The organism is Hyphomonas atlantica corrig., from assembly GCF_017795365.1.
Lineage (GTDB): Bacteria > Pseudomonadota > Alphaproteobacteria > Caulobacterales > Hyphomonadaceae > Hyphomonas > Hyphomonas atlantica.
On record NZ_CP051254.1, the window covers coordinates 231,650 to 244,912 of the forward strand.

Sequence of the window (13,263 nt, forward strand, 5' to 3'; positions counted from 1 at the left end):
CCTCCCGTCAGCGGGCCGCGATAACCAATCCTTCCATCAAGCCTGGCGCTTCCCGGTTGAGGAAGTCAACCAGTGCCTCTGCAGCGCTGCTTGATTGAGGGCCGGACGAAATTCGGCTCCACAGGGATGATTTGTCGGATTTGGCCGCCAGCTTGTCTGCAGCCTGCCCAGCCACTTCACGAGCCTTGCGTGCTGCTTCAGGCCGCTTGCTCATTCGGGCAAACCATTGGCCCTTGTCGAGACCGGCTGCAATGCATCCGACATATTTGCCGGGATGCGGCTCTTCTGGATTCAGCCAGAATTTCCGACTTAGCGAATTGGGTTCATTTGCCGGGTTGGGATGTGCCTGAACGACAAGATAGTTCCCGAAGGCGCGCGCATAGAGATCGCTCCACGACGCATCATTGTCGCAAGTGGACAATTCCTCGGCGGTGCGCATGAGCAGCATCGCTTCTTCGCGCGAAACCCAGGGCTCAGCCTCTGTTGCGCGAAGCGCCAAAACCTGGCGCAGCCATTTTACCGTATCTGCGCGCGCGCCGCCTTCCCTCACCATATGCGTACAAACGCTCTCGCACAGTGTGTATGCGAAGCCCGGCGGCACGATCGTCGCCTTGGCGAGCAGGCGCGTCCACAGACCCAGCAGATTTCGATGCTGGAATATGCCTCTCGGAATCGCCCGGCCGGATAACCAGTCCAGATTGGCCTGTGTCAGCGCCCCGTCAGCCGCATTTCGTGTCAGCACGTAATCGGCCATGATACGGCTAAACCGCAAATCCCAATCCGGGTCGGCCCCCACCATACGCGCATTGAAATCCAGGAGTGACGCAGCCTCGATGTCGTTCTTTGGGGCGCGGGAGCACATCTCCATCGCGATCTGGCGTGCATCGGCCCGGGCGCGCTGAGCGTTCCCCTGAAAGCGCTGAATAATCCGGCTCGCGGAAAGCGACATTATGTGAAGACTCCGTTCCCGTCTGAACCCCTAGCGGGAATGGGTTTCCGCTTTCTTGCCCAAATCCGTGAAACCTGTTGCCACTATTATAGGTGGGCCCTTAGTTTCTGTGGATAGACACGACAAACTCAAGGGAGATATCGCAATGACAGCTCAAAAGGACCTCGCAGGACGCAAAGCCATTGTCACGGGTTCGGCAACTGGACTTGGGCGATCCATCGCCCTGAAGCTGGCGGAACGCGGCGCAGACGTCATCATCAATTGCGCCAGGTCGGTCGAAGATGGTGAAGCGACCGCAGCAGACTGTCAGGCACTCGGCTCCCAGTCGAGACTGGTCCAGGCAGACGTTTCAACTGAGGAGGGCTGTCGCAAGCTGGCCGACGCAGCCACGCAAGCGGGCCGTCTCGACATTCTCGTCAACAATGCCGGTACAACAAAACATGCGCGCGACCATGCCGATCTTGATGCGCTGACAAAGGATGACTTTCTGCACCTCTATGCGGTCAACGTGGCCGGGCCATTCCTTATGATGCAAGCCTGCAAACCACTGCTTGTTGAAAGCCATCGCCAGACTGGCAGAGCCGCCACAGTGCTGAACACATCCTCCATTGCAGGCGTCACGGGCATCGGGTCGTCGGTTGCGTATGCGGCCACAAAAGGGGCGCTGAACACGATGACATTGTCACTGGCGCGCGCGCTCGCCCCGCAGATTCGGGTTAATGCCATCTGTCCGGGTTTCATCGGCACTCGTTGGTTCAAGGACAAGATGGATGAGCAACAATACCAGCGAATGGAAGCCTCTGTTGCCGCAGCGACACCCCTGAATGCCGCCAGCGGACCCGACGATATTGCCGATTCTGCGCTGTTCTTCCTGTCCGATGCTTCACGCCACGTCACCGGGGAAACCTTGCTTGTGGATGCGGGAACCCATCTCGGTTACGCGCCATTGACGGCGCGTTAATTCGAAGGCGCACCAGCACGTTTCTGAGGCATTCCTGTGCCTGCGTGCCTAAAAAGCTGGCGATCCGTTTCCCGGTCCGCAACCTCCATATTTTTGTTTCCGATCCCCGTTCAAGGCGCGTCATCCTGTCTTCGGCGCTGGTCACAGCGCGATTCAAGAACGGGGAATAAATAACATGAAACAACAGCTTTTACGCGCAGGGGTCGCCGTTGCGGCAATGTTGGCAGTAGCTGGCACTGCAGCGGCGGAGGGAGAATGGTCCGGCAACGTCGCTCTTAGCACGGATTATGTCTGGCGTGGCGTCTCTCAGTCCAATGAGGACATGGCCATCTCTGGTGGCTTCGATTACGCGAACGGCATTTTCTACGCGGGCACTTGGGCGTCGAACGTCGATTTTGAAGACGGCTCCGACACCAACGTCGAACTGGATTTCTATGCGGGCGTGGCCAGCGAGTTTTCCAATGGCGTGTCCTGGGATCTGGGCGTCATCTACTACTCCTATCCGGACTCGGAAGATGAAGACTTGGACTTCGTCGAACTTCAAGCTGCATTGGGGTATGCATTTGAAGGTGGCGTGGAAGTCGGCGGCGCGGTCTATTGGGACCCGGACAATGAAAACATCTACATCGAAGGTTCCGCAGGGTATGCCTTCACAGACGTTTTCTCGGCGGACGTCTCGGTGGGTAACTACTCTTTCGATGGTGGCGGCGACTACACCAACTGGTCGCTGGGCGGCACCTACTCGACGCCAGTCGGCATCGATATTGATGTGCGCTACTGGGATACTGACATCGATGACACGGGCATCGCCGACGAGCGCGTGGTCCTGACCCTCGCGAAAAGCCTCTAGAGGTTCAGTAACTTTCTTCTCAAGCCCTGCGCGAGACTTGCCCTCCTTCGTGCTGGGCCTGGTGAAGGCCGCTGGTTCCCCAGGGAACTGGCGGCCTTTATTTTTGGGCGACTTCCCTTACGTTGGGGGTATCATCGAATTTCACAACATATTGGAAGAGCTTGCCAATGGCCGCTGAATTGAGTTCTGCAGACGCCGTCGGCGCTCTCGTCCCCGCGATCACCTTGCTGGGCTTCGGGGCAGCGGCAGCGCTCGTTTCCCGCGCACTCAATCTCAGCCCCATTGTGGGATACCTGCTTGCTGGCATCCTGATTGGGCCGGGCATGCTCGATCTTATCCATGAAAGTGGCGGCACTCACCTTCTGGCCGAACTTGGCGTGGTGTTCCTGTTGTTCGATATCGGCATGCACGTCTCGCTCAGGGAACTGAAGGAAAGCCGCGGCGACCTTCTGGGGCTCGCTCCCGCGCATCTATTGCTGACCGGCCTGATCAGTTCCGGCGCGCTTTACATGCTTGGTATCTCATGGCCCATTGCCATCGCCGTTGGCCTCAGCCTCGGCCTGTCTTCCACCGCCGTCGTCGCGCGCATTCTGACAGAGCGGGAACAAAACTCCTGTCCTATCGGACGAACGGCCACGCATGTCCTGATTTTCCAGGATATTGTCGCGATCTTCCTGATGATCTTCGCCACATCCCTCGGTGAGGGGGAAGCAGGTGCAGCCGGTCTTGCCGGAGTTGTGTCTGATTATGTGCTGAATGGGGGTGCCGTACCGCTCTTCGCATCGCTCGGTCTTGCCTTCATTCAGGCCTTGATCGCCTTTGGAGCGGCCATGCTGTTCTCCAGAAACCTGCTCAATCCGGTGTTCCGTACGCTGGCAGCAACACGCAATGAAGAAGCCTTTACGGCCTTCACGCTGTTGCTGGTTCTGGCAGCTGCCTGCGCGACAGCGGTCATTGGTCTGTCTTTGACGCTTGGCGCATTCCTGGCTGGTCTCGCGGTCTCTGGCACGCCATTCCGGCATCAGGTTCAAACCGAGATGGGGCCGTTTCGGGGACTGCTCCTGTCCTTCTTCTTCATCAGCGTCGGCTTGTCGATTGACCTGCCGGGCCTGTTGAGAAACTTGCCATTGGTGGTGGTTGGCGCGTTCGGTATCCTGATCGTGAAGTCGGCGCTCGGCTATATTGCGGCGCGCGTCAATGGGTGGAGCGTTCCGGGCGCCACCCAGCTCGGAACACTGCTGGCACAGGGCTCGGAGTTCACGCTGGTTATCCTGTCGATTTCGGCCGTTACCACCAATATGCCCCCTGCCCTGATGGGCAGCCTCATCGCAGCCATTGCCCTGTCGCTGGCACTGGCCCCAAGCTGGGCCATTCTGGGTGGCAAGCTGTCTCGCGAACTCGCCCGGCGCAAACAGGTTACAATGGAAACGTCCAGCGAACCCGCTGGGGAGCGCCCGGTGATCGTCATTGGCATGACAGCAGCGGGCCGCCTCGCCGTAGACGCGCTCGCGGACTTCAAGATTCCTTATATCGCGACAGATGGCGACCCGGACCGGTTCCTGTCCGCCGTTGCGGACGGCTACAATGTTTCGTTCGGAGACGCGTCCAACATGAAACTGATGGACGCTATTGGTGGCAGCAATGCCCGCGCAGTTGTGCTCGGGAAAGCCCGATTTGAAGTTTCGAAAGAAGTGACGCCCGGCATTCAACGCAGGTTCCCGGATCTCATCCGCCTTGTCGCGGTAGAGACACTACAGGATCTGGACAATTATCTGGAACTCAATGTCCGCGCCCACCTCGTTGCCAGTGAACCGAAAGGCATAGAGATGGTTGCGGACATGCTGCGCATTCTGGGCGTGCCGGATGATGAACTTGCCGACTGGCTGAGCCGCGAGGCGGACCTGTTCACGATTGGCGACGCATCAGATCGCCAGGATCGTACCGACGAGTTGGAAGAAGAAACCGTGGACGAAGCCGCCTGATCAGGAATCGAGGGCCTTGATCGCGTCATCGATGGTTGCGCGAGGCTTGTCCATGATCGCCGCAATCTGCGCACGCTGCTCAATGGCGAGCCAGAGGCCAAGCACCTCAACGTCGACCACGCGCCATTCACCATTCTTCTCAATAACGCGCCAGCGCACGGTCTGAGCTTCTTCACCGGAACGCTCAACGCGCGTTTCCACGACAGAATCTGTCGGCGAGCGGTCTTTTGAACCGATCACGGTGATCTTGGCGTCTTCAAATTTCTCACGCTGGTCTTCAAAGCTCTCCAGCAAATAGGTCTCGAACGCTTCGGCAAAGCGGGCACGATCCTCATCCGAGACGCGGCGCGCGTACTTGCCGAGCGTAAAGTTCGCAACTGTATTCAAATCCATTGACTGGCGGAGCGTCTCCCGGCCCTTGTGGGGGTCGGCGATGCTCTGCGCAGCGCCCTCGATGACGGCTTCGGCCTCAGGGCCAGCAAGGGCAGGCAAGGCCATCAGGCCAAGGGCGGTGGAAGCGATAAAGGCGCGAAACATGGGGCAATTCCTTGTGAAATCTCGTCGTGTTGCCCTCTAGATATGATTGGGATTGACCTTTTGTTCCCCGAAACCCGAGATAGGCTCTATGCGCTTTTGGCATGAACCGGCCGATTTCAGCGGCGTCAGGCAGGTGCCGGACAGCCGTAAAAGCTGAAGATTCGGGCGTCGGCAGGACAGTGTGGCAGGGTACATGATATTCTCCTCTCAGGGGAGAAACATGCAAATCGTGTACCAGAAACGGGAAACACCGGCGCTATCGCGGCCTCAATAATTGAAGGGAGCAAGTACTGTGGTGCGGGCGGCCGGGCTCGAACCGGCAAGGCCTTGCGGCCGAGGGATTTTAAGTCCCTTGCGTATACCAATTTCGCCACGCCCGCGTGGCCGATGCTGGACATAACGGCATTTTACGGTGGATGCTACTATTCATGTCTGAAAGGTGCGGAAAATTGGACTGGAAAAATTGAGACACAGCCTTCCTACATCCTGGTTCATATCTGCAGGCGTCGTTGCACTTTCCGGCGCGGTCTTACCGTTCCTCATCTCACTCAACATGGACGACTTCGCCAGAACTGCCACTCTCGCTTCGACCTTGCCACAAGGCCTCCTGTCGGGATTGGTTTTTGTAGCCTATGGCCTCGTGCATATGCTCATTCTGCAAGTCCGCCCCTCAACAGCGGCCAGCGTACTCGGCTTTCTGCACCTTGGCACAGCGCTCATGGAACAAGCTACGCGGACTGTCACGCATGTGCTTCGACAACAGATGATTATGGAAACGCGTGAAGTGGACAGCACCGCTCAAACGATGGCGTTGGTCCATATGTCCGCTGCGGCACTCTTTGTGGTCAGCCTCGCCTTCTTCATCATCGCGGTGTCCATCGCGCTCAGAACCAGATCACCGATCGAAGAAGCGTTCTAATCCACCCGTTCAAACACGGCGGCGAGCCCCTGCCCACCTCCAATGCACATGGTCTCCAGGCCGTATCGAGCCTCGCGGCGCTCCATTTCCCGCAGCATCGTGGTCAGGATGCGTACGCCCGTCGCGCCAACCGGATGGCCGAGCGAGATGCCCGAACCGTTCACATTGAGCCGGTCCATGTCATCATCGGAGAATTCCAGCGCCTTGGTACAGGCCAGCACCTGCGCCGCGAAGGCCTCGTTCAGCTCGATAACGTCAATGTCCTTCAGCTCAAGACCTGCCGTTTTCAACGCCTTCTGGGTCGACGGAACAGGACCAATGCCCATGACGTCGGGGCCTACACCTGCCACTGACCATGAAACGAGGCGCCCGAGCGGTTTCAGGCCGTACTTCTCGGCGGCTTCTCGCGTACAAACGATGCACGCAGCCGCGCCATCATTCTGGCCCGATGCGTTGCCTGCCGTCACCGTAGACTGATCATCCACCCTGCCCCGGATCGCGCGTAATGTGGAGAGCTTCTCCAACGAGGAGTCCGCACGGATATGTTCGTCACTGTCCACCACCGTGTCCGCCTTGCGACCTTTCACGGTGTACGGAATGATTTCTTCTGAGAACTTTCCGGCCTTCTGGGCCACTGCCGCCTTCATGTGGGAATTGTAGGCGAACTGGTCCTGTGCCTCGCGGCTGATCTGATAGTCGCGGCGCAGGTTTTCCGCCGTCTCGATCATGCCGCCCGGCACCGGGTGATGCTTGCCGCCCGCCGTATATCGCCCGCGTGACAGGCCATCATGCAGCATCAAGCCATCGCCCTTGATGTTCCAGCGCATATCGATCGAGAAGAAGGGCGCGTTCGACATACTCTCTGCGCCGCCCGCGATGATCACATCATTTGCGCCCGTCGCCACCTGCATGACCGCATTGATGACCGCCTGCAGGCCAGATCCACACCGACGGTCAATCTGATAGCCACCGGTGGATGTCGTCAGCCCGGCATCCAGCGCAATCATGCGCCCAAAGGCCGGAGCTTCCATCGTCGGGTAGCATTGCGCAAAGATGCAATCTTCCACGGCTTCAGCCGGTAGCTTGGTCCTCGCCATCAGCTCACTGACAATATGAGCCGCCATCTCGTGCGCGTGAACCGTTTTGAATGCCCCTCCAAAACCGCCAACGGCCGTGCGAACTGGTTCACAGATTACAACATCTCTCATGATATTTATCCCTGCTGGTCGCGGCCGCGCGCGGTAACCTGTTTGCGGGCCTCTTCCACGGCGTCTGCCGTGACGGATTCCGAATGGGCGATGGAACGCTTGACCTCTTCCTTCAGCGCGGCGGCGAAGTTCATGCCATAGCCGTCATCAATCAGCGCCTTGTACTGTTTCAGCAGGTCTGGCTGCGAACCGCACATATCGTGCGCCAGCTTCATCGCCGCCGGCACGAGTTCGTCTGCTTCGTAGACGCGATTGACAAGACCCCAGCGCTCCGCCGTATGCGCATCAAGGAAATTACCGGTGAATGACAATTCCTTGGCACGGCTGATACCAATCAGGCGGGACAGCTTCTGCGACAGCCCCCATCCCGGCACGATGCCCACGCGCGCATGCGTATCGGCGAATTTCGCGTGCTCTGACGCCAGCAACACATCACACATTAAGGCGAGCTCAAACCCGCCCGTGATCGCGAAGCCATTGATCGCGCCAATGATTGGCCAAGGATAGTCGGCCAGTGCGCGCGCCATGTCGATGGATTTGGAGTCTTCATCTGCGCCAAGGGCAAACCCGGTCTGCCCGGCTTCCTTCAGATCGATCCCGGCGGTAAAGGCACGCCCAGCCCCGGTCAGCACCACCGCGCGAACGTCCTGGTTTTCTTTCAGCTCATTAAACACGCTGACGATCTCGGCGCGCAAGGCGCGGTTCAGCGCATTGAGTGCGTCTGGCCGGTTCAGCGTCACGAGCGCCACAGGGCCGTCCAACTCGACCTTTACGATGTCTTCCGCCATGGGATCCTCCAATTTCCTCTGCGCTTCTCTTAGCGAGGACAGAGACGGAGGACCATGCCTGACGTAGCGGCGGCGGGGCGCAACCTCAGGCGCCGCGTTTCCGGAACAGATTGATAACGCCGATCACCAGAGCAAGTGCGGCAATCCCGGCCGCCAGAAAGAACAGGCCGAATTTCAGGGGTGTCAGCCAGGCCTTGGCGTCCAACGCATCGACCCAGTTGGCCAACGCCAACACCTGAACCATGTTTTCTGTCAAATCGACGACGACAACGCCCACCGCAGGCAAAGCCGCATATTTGCCAAATGACCCGAAGAACCGAAGCGCCAACCCGCCAAGAAATCCCCCATAGGCCAGCGGATACGCCGTATCGAGCAGCACCGTCACCCACGCATGAGCTGTCCGCTGCGCATCATTCATCGTGGCAATGATCGTCCGGGCCATTTCCGGGTCAGAGGTCATATCCAGGAACGCACCGCCCACCACCGGCCGGCAAAGACCAAAGCCCACACCAATCACCAGCATGAGAACAAAGCTTATCCAGATACTCGAAGTACGGGCCAGAAAACTCATGCGTTCGCGTCCTCCACGCGTTCCGGCTGAACACCGGTTGCGGAGATGATTGCCTCAAGCTTTTCCGTAATCAAGGGAATCAGCGCCTCATTCGTGGTGCTGGCAACCAGATGAACGCCATTATCCCCAATGCCCCGAAACCAGGGGTAGGAGCCTAGCGCGACATCACCCATCTCCTGCGCCATCACGCCAAGCGGTTCTGCGATGTCGCCTTCGCGCAACCCCCTGCCCCGGATCGTGACCTTGTGGATTACGGCCCCCGTTTTCAGGCGCGGGCCGATATCCTCCAGCATGGCACGCGCAACAGATGGCACACCCGCAAGCGTGAACACATTACCTGTCTGGAAGCCCGGCGCACCAGAGACAGGATTGGCAACAATGGATGCGCCATGCGGAACCCGCGCCATGCGGCGGCGCGCCGGTGTGTACTCGGTGCCCATCTGGGCGTAGCGCTCGGCCAGCATGGCGGTTACTTCCGGATGCTCCGAGATCTCGACATTGAAAGCCTTGGCAATCGCATCTGCCGTAATGTCGTCATGGGTCGGCCCGATACCGCCGGTTGTGAACACGTAGGTGTATTTATTGCGCAAGGCGTTCACTGCCTCGACGATCTCTTCCTCTACATCGGGGACGATGCGGGTTTCCCGGACAGGAATTCCAAGAGGTGCGAGATATCCGGCGATCTGTTGAAGATTGATGTCGCGTGTGCGGCCTGAGAGCAGTTCGTCCCCAATCAAGAGAACAGCGGCCGTGGGTGATGTATCGGTCATACCGAAAAAGATGGCACCATCCGAGCTGCCCGCCAAGTCGGAACGTAACGCCAAGGTGCGCATTGCAATTGGCGACACCCAATTGTTCACGAGGACAGATCATGAAACGCCACGCTACCGCCCATTGGTCCGGAAACCTGAAAGAAGGCACAGGCTCTCTCACCACGCAGAGCGGCACGCTCTCTGATACGGCTTACTCTTTCGAAGCCCGCTTCGAGGATGAGTCCGGCGAGTCCGGGACCAATCCGGAAGAATTGCTCGCTGCCGCTCACGCAGGCTGCTTCACGATGCAGTTGTCACATTTGCTCGCAGAAAATGGCACGCCGGCGACAGATCTCGACACGAAATGCATCGTCACCGTAGAACCCAAGGAAGGCGGCGGCTTTCAGATCACACGCAGCGCCCTCACATTAAACGCTGTCGTCGACGACATTGAGCCCGAGACCTTCGATGCCCTGGCCAACAAGGCCAAGACTGGCTGTCCGATGTCTGTGGCACTGGGCGCCATCGAGATCACCCTCGGCACGCAGCTTCAGTAAGTTTGAAAGGGAGTCGCCCAATGGAACCGGAAATTCTTTATGGAATTGGTGCCCTGCTTCTACTGATAGCCCTTGTCTGGGGTGTCAGCCGTGGTCGACTGAAATCGCGCACAGCCGAGTCGATCAGTGAGGAAAGTACCCGGGAAATCTACCAGGAACCGGAGCGCTTCGACGAAACGCGACGCGACCAGCTCAAACGGGCGGCGGAATCAGCCGAAGCCTCAGCCGAAAAGCGCGAAGACACCTCGGGTACATGATTGCAGGCACGGCGGTAGAATTGTCGGAGCCAAATTGCTATTTAGGGGCAAATAGACCGCACAAACGCCCCCGAAAGGCTCGCTTTGATGACCGACACCAACCTCCTGCTGCCGATGCGCACGGGCGAAATTCGCATCCATGATGCTGAAGGCTTCGACGGCATGCGCAAGGCCGGCCGTCTGGTCGCCGAATGTCTCGACATGCTGGTGCCAGAGGTAAAGCCGGGTGTCACAACCGAACATCTCGACAATCTGGTGCGCGAGTTCGTGATGGATCATGGCGCGACCTCAGCGACGATTGGCTATCGTGGGTACCGCCATGCCAGCTGTATCTCGCTGAATCACGTGATCTGTCACGGCATCCCGAACGCCAAACCGCTCAAGGAAGGCGACATCGCAAACATCGATGTAACGCTGATCCTGAATGGCTGGCACGGCGACCATTCCCGCATGTATGGCGTTGGAAAGGTCAAGCGCAAGGCAGAGCGCCTCATGGACGTTACCTATGATGCGCTGATGGCAGGACTGGCCCAGATTCGCCCCGGCAAACGCTTTGGCGACATCGGTGGCGCGATTTCCGAAGTTGCCCGGTTGAACCGGATGTCAGTCGTCGAAGACTTCTGTGGCCACGGCCTCGGCCGCCTGTTCCATGATGAGCCGAATGTGGTTCACTCGTCCGCCTACAATACCGGCCCCGAACTGAAGCCAGGCATGTTCTTTACCGTAGAGCCAATGCTCAACCTCGGTCGCAAGGACGCCGCGATCCTGCCCGATGGATGGACCGCTGTAACGCGTGATCGGCAGCTGTCGGCACAGTACGAGCACTCCGTTGGCGTCACCGAAGGCGGCGTGGAGATCTTCACGTCTTCGCCGAAAGGCTGGCACCAGCCCCATAAGGTCGAGCTCTAGGCTTATTCGGCCGATGAGGGTGGCGCATAGAAAGGCGCCGCGGCCTCTGGCATCTTCTCCATCGAAATCATGATGCCGTGCTCCGCCGCCAGCTGTCCTATGACTGCTCCTGCGCCTTCGGCTGAGTCCGGCTGCGCATCCGCTATCCGAGGGGCGGCGCTCGCCATGAACTCTTCAAAGGAGCCGCCCGTCGTTGTCATGATCAACTTGGTGGTCTCATCGCTGGCATTCCAGAACATATGCGTATTGCCCCGATTGAGCGCAGCGAAGTCTCCCGGATAAAGAGAAAGAATCTGGTCGCCCGACATGACACTCAGGACGCCTTCGGTCACGTAGAAATATTCGTCTTCAAGCGTATGAGTGTGCGGCGGAGAACCGGGACTGCGAGGCGGCAACTCAAACTCGTATACCGTCACATCGCCTGCAGACTCCTCTGAAGACAATAGCAGGCGGACGGGATGAAACGGGTTTTCAACCGTCTTTCCGGCGCCGGCCACAACCAGCTTGTCGGGATGGGCATGCACCCCTTCGGCATGCGTGCCATCCGGATTGTGATGATGGCCCGGCTCAACCGACGCGCAAGCGGCCAGCGCAATCGTCGCGCCCGATAGTCCCAATACATATTTCAACATTCAGTCGTCCTCCCACGGATTTCCCAGACAAAAATGTTATGATGAAGGATTGATCATTGAAAGCCGCTTCAAGAAAAGTTTGCGCTGAAGAACCTTTATCGCGAACGTTTTTCGTGGTCTTTCAACCGGAATGAGCACGGCACCTGAAATCCCCCACTGGAAAGGGCATCGCGAGCGCTTGCGTAGCAAGCTGCTGGCACGCGGCGCTTCATCTCTGGATGACTACGAAGTGCTCGAAGTTCTGCTGATGGCCTTTATTCCGCGCCGGGATGTGAAACCTATTGCCAAGGCGCTTCAGGCAAGATTCGGGAGCCTCTCGGCAATTCTCGCCGCCCCGAGTCGCGATCTGGTCCAAGTGCCCGGCATAGGTGAAACCGTGGCGGCGTATCTCAAGGCGATTGCCGAACTCAACGCTCGCGCGTCTCGGGAAAACATTCAAAAGAAAACGGCGATTTCATCCTGGTCGGCGCTGGTCGAGTATGTCCGCACCGAACTGCAACACGAGAAACGCGAGCAGTTTCGTATCCTGTTCCTGGATCGCAAGAACCAGCTGATCGCAGACGAAGTCATGGGGCATGGCACTGTCGATCACGCACCAGTCTACACCCGCGAAGTAGCGCGGCGTGCGCTGGAGCTGCACGCGTCGGCGCTCATTCTGGTGCACAACCACCCGTCCGGCGACACCACGCCTTCTCGCGCAGATATAGATGTCACCCGCGAGATCATCGACGCGCTCGATCCCTTCGACATCACCGTGCACGATCACCTCATCGCTGGCACGGGCGGCGTAACGAGTTTGAAAGCGGCTGGCCTGATCTGATCAGCCGACGAGACTGTTGCGCGCGAGGCGTTGCATGCGGAGGACGTAATCTTCCTGTGACCACCCGCATTCAAAGCGCAGCTTCTCCCACATTTCGACTGACAGGATCGACCAGAGAAGATCTGTAGCGGTTTCCGAAGAAAACTCCGCCTTCAGGCGATCAACCTTCTCCAACGCGCCGATTGCCGCCGCGCAACCATGCCGGACGGCCTGCATGCGATCGCCCCACGCTGCGGCAGCTGCCTCATCCGTGTCCCGCATGGCGATCAACGCGCGACCTACGCCATGGATCTTCGGAATGTAGTTGCCCCACGCTTCGACCCACAAATCCAGCCGCTCAACACCTGAGGCCGCGCGGCTGGCCGCGAGACTGCCATCAATATCGTGAACGTCGTCCATGTAGCGCGCGGTGCTGGTCAGCAATTCGGCGCGGGTCGGAAAATGAAGATAGACCGCCTGACGGCTGATGCCGGCGGCCTTGGCGATGTCGCTCATCCGCACCCCTGCCCCGCCGGATTTTTCCAGCAGCTTCCAGGTTGCGCGCATGATTTTTTCTCGGGTTTCGGGATTC

The 13,263-nt window shown here is 58.7% G+C and carries 16 protein-coding genes and 1 tRNA gene; 8 read left to right on the forward strand and 9 right to left on the reverse strand.

Annotated elements, in window-relative coordinates:
* Positions 1-7: 7 nt before the first annotated feature.
* Positions 8-949: a hypothetical protein gene (locus HF931_RS01085; protein WP_273014717.1), complete on the reverse strand. Its 942-nt coding sequence runs from the start codon at positions 947-949 to the stop codon at positions 8-10.
* 145 nt (positions 950-1,094) lie between these two features.
* Here HF931_RS01085 and HF931_RS01090 point away from each other — a divergent pair, with 145 nt between their 5' ends.
* The 3 genes from HF931_RS01090 to HF931_RS01100 all read left to right on the forward strand — a co-directional run bounded on the left by HF931_RS01090 (position 1,095) and on the right by HF931_RS01100 (position 4,742).
* Positions 1,095-1,910 (forward strand): SDR family NAD(P)-dependent oxidoreductase, encoded by an 816-nt coding sequence (locus tag HF931_RS01090; protein ID WP_273241534.1) that lies wholly within the window; start codon positions 1,095-1,097, stop codon positions 1,908-1,910.
* 175 nt (positions 1,911-2,085) lie between these two features.
* On the forward strand, positions 2,086-2,760 hold the full coding sequence (locus HF931_RS01095; RefSeq protein WP_035550715.1) for a TorF family putative porin: 675 nt from the start codon (positions 2,086-2,088) through the stop codon (positions 2,758-2,760).
* 167 nt (positions 2,761-2,927) lie between these two features.
* On the forward strand, positions 2,928-4,742 hold the full coding sequence (locus tag HF931_RS01100; RefSeq protein ID WP_273241535.1) for a cation:proton antiporter domain-containing protein: 1,815 nt from the start codon (positions 2,928-2,930) through the stop codon (positions 4,740-4,742).
* On the opposite strand, the gene HF931_RS01105 is transcribed toward HF931_RS01100, so the two are convergent.
* Both HF931_RS01105 and HF931_RS01110 read right to left on the reverse strand, forming a co-directional pair.
* Complete coding sequence (locus HF931_RS01105) at positions 4,743-5,279, reverse strand: MlaC/ttg2D family ABC transporter substrate-binding protein (RefSeq protein ID WP_273241536.1); 537 nt, start codon at positions 5,277-5,279, stop codon at positions 4,743-4,745.
* 293 nt (positions 5,280-5,572) lie between these two features.
* Positions 5,573-5,659 (reverse strand) — tRNA-Leu (locus HF931_RS01110).
* A gap of 83 nt (positions 5,660-5,742) precedes the next feature.
* On the opposite strand from HF931_RS01110, the gene HF931_RS01115 reads away from it, so the two are divergent.
* Positions 5,743-6,198: a hypothetical protein gene (locus tag HF931_RS01115; RefSeq protein WP_273241537.1), complete on the forward strand. Its 456-nt coding sequence runs from the start codon at positions 5,743-5,745 to the stop codon at positions 6,196-6,198.
* On the opposite strand, the gene HF931_RS01120 is transcribed toward HF931_RS01115, so the two are convergent.
* The 4 genes from HF931_RS01120 to HF931_RS01135 form a co-directional block, all read right to left on the reverse strand.
* A complete protein-coding gene (locus HF931_RS01120; protein ID WP_273241538.1) occupies positions 6,195-7,406 on the reverse strand; it encodes an acetyl-CoA C-acetyltransferase in 1,212 nt (403 codons plus the stop codon). The genes HF931_RS01115 and HF931_RS01120 overlap by 4 nt on opposite strands.
* 5 nt (positions 7,407-7,411) lie before the next feature.
* A complete protein-coding gene (locus HF931_RS01125) occupies positions 7,412-8,194 on the reverse strand; it encodes an enoyl-CoA hydratase (protein WP_273241539.1) in 783 nt (260 codons plus the stop codon).
* Positions 8,195-8,279: 85 nt separating this feature from the next.
* Positions 8,280-8,765 (reverse strand): hypothetical protein, encoded by a 486-nt coding sequence (locus HF931_RS01130; RefSeq protein WP_273241540.1) that lies wholly within the window; start codon positions 8,763-8,765, stop codon positions 8,280-8,282.
* The gene (locus HF931_RS01135; protein ID WP_273241541.1) at positions 8,762-9,535 is read right to left on the reverse strand and encodes a competence/damage-inducible protein A; all 774 of its coding nucleotides are present in this window, start codon (positions 9,533-9,535) and stop codon (positions 8,762-8,764) included. Before HF931_RS01135 ends, HF931_RS01130 begins: the two co-directional genes overlap by 4 nt.
* Before the next feature lie 101 nt (positions 9,536-9,636).
* Here HF931_RS01135 and HF931_RS01140 point away from each other — a divergent pair, with 101 nt between their 5' ends.
* The 3 genes from HF931_RS01140 (at position 9,637) to map (ending at position 11,240) form a co-directional block, all read left to right on the forward strand.
* Positions 9,637-10,074 carry an OsmC family protein gene (locus HF931_RS01140; RefSeq protein WP_035550704.1) on the forward strand — a complete coding sequence of 146 codons (438 nt, stop codon included), beginning with the start codon at positions 9,637-9,639 and terminating at the stop codon, positions 10,072-10,074.
* 20 nt (positions 10,075-10,094) lie between these two features.
* Complete coding sequence (locus tag HF931_RS01145; RefSeq protein WP_035550702.1) at positions 10,095-10,331, forward strand: hypothetical protein; 237 nt, start codon at positions 10,095-10,097, stop codon at positions 10,329-10,331.
* A gap of 87 nt (positions 10,332-10,418) precedes the next feature.
* Positions 10,419-11,240, forward strand: coding sequence for a type I methionyl aminopeptidase (gene map, locus HF931_RS01150; protein WP_273241542.1), 822 nt, complete (start codon positions 10,419-10,421; stop codon positions 11,238-11,240).
* A gap of 2 nt (positions 11,241-11,242) precedes the next feature.
* Here the strand turns inward: map and HF931_RS01155 are convergent, their stop codons facing one another.
* On the reverse strand, positions 11,243-11,872 hold the full coding sequence (locus HF931_RS01155; protein WP_273241543.1) for a cupin domain-containing protein: 630 nt from the start codon (positions 11,870-11,872) through the stop codon (positions 11,243-11,245).
* 130 nt (positions 11,873-12,002) lie between these two features.
* Between HF931_RS01155 and radC the strand changes: the two genes are divergently transcribed.
* On the forward strand, positions 12,003-12,692 hold the full coding sequence (gene radC / locus HF931_RS01160; RefSeq protein WP_035550696.1) for a RadC family protein: 690 nt from the start codon (positions 12,003-12,005) through the stop codon (positions 12,690-12,692).
* Here the strand turns inward: radC and HF931_RS01165 are convergent, their stop codons facing one another.
* Complete coding sequence (locus HF931_RS01165) at positions 12,693-13,238, reverse strand: TetR/AcrR family transcriptional regulator (protein WP_273241544.1); 546 nt, start codon at positions 13,236-13,238, stop codon at positions 12,693-12,695.
* Between the last annotated feature and the right edge of the window lie 25 nt (positions 13,239-13,263).

What these genes read in the sequence shown, in the direction of transcription:
- HF931_RS01105 (WP_273241536.1), bottom strand. Translation starts at nt 5,279, where the DNA reads ATGTTTCGCGCCTTTATCGCTTCCACCGCCCTTGGCCTGATGGCCTTG.
- HF931_RS01130 (WP_273241540.1), bottom strand. Translation starts at nt 8,765, where the DNA reads ATGAGTTTTCTGGCCCGTACTTCGAGTATCTGGATAAGCTTTGTTCTC.
- HF931_RS01095 (WP_035550715.1), top strand. Translation starts at nt 2,086, where the DNA reads ATGAAACAACAGCTTTTACGCGCAGGGGTCGCCGTTGCGGCAATGTTG.
- HF931_RS01090 (WP_273241534.1), top strand. Translation starts at nt 1,095, where the DNA reads ATGACAGCTCAAAAGGACCTCGCAGGACGCAAAGCCATTGTCACGGGT.
- HF931_RS01100 (WP_273241535.1), top strand. Translation starts at nt 2,928, where the DNA reads ATGGCCGCTGAATTGAGTTCTGCAGACGCCGTCGGCGCTCTCGTCCCC.
- HF931_RS01125 (WP_273241539.1), bottom strand. Translation starts at nt 8,194, where the DNA reads ATGGCGGAAGACATCGTAAAGGTCGAGTTGGACGGCCCTGTGGCGCTC.
- HF931_RS01165 (WP_273241544.1), bottom strand. Translation starts at nt 13,238, where the DNA reads ATGCGCGCAACCTGGAAGCTGCTGGAAAAATCCGGCGGGGCAGGGGTG.
- HF931_RS01155 (WP_273241543.1), bottom strand. Translation starts at nt 11,872, where the DNA reads ATGTTGAAATATGTATTGGGACTATCGGGCGCGACGATTGCGCTGGCC.
- HF931_RS01140 (WP_035550704.1), top strand. Translation starts at nt 9,637, where the DNA reads ATGAAACGCCACGCTACCGCCCATTGGTCCGGAAACCTGAAAGAAGGC.
- map (WP_273241542.1), top strand. Translation starts at nt 10,419, where the DNA reads ATGACCGACACCAACCTCCTGCTGCCGATGCGCACGGGCGAAATTCGC.
- HF931_RS01085 (WP_273014717.1), bottom strand. Translation starts at nt 949, where the DNA reads ATGTCGCTTTCCGCGAGCCGGATTATTCAGCGCTTTCAGGGGAACGCT.
- HF931_RS01120 (WP_273241538.1), bottom strand. Translation starts at nt 7,406, where the DNA reads ATGAGAGATGTTGTAATCTGTGAACCAGTTCGCACGGCCGTTGGCGGT.
- radC (WP_035550696.1), top strand. Translation starts at nt 12,003, where the DNA reads ATGAGCACGGCACCTGAAATCCCCCACTGGAAAGGGCATCGCGAGCGC.
- HF931_RS01135 (WP_273241541.1), bottom strand. Translation starts at nt 9,535, where the DNA reads ATGACCGATACATCACCCACGGCCGCTGTTCTCTTGATTGGGGACGAA.
- HF931_RS01145 (WP_035550702.1), top strand. Translation starts at nt 10,095, where the DNA reads ATGGAACCGGAAATTCTTTATGGAATTGGTGCCCTGCTTCTACTGATA.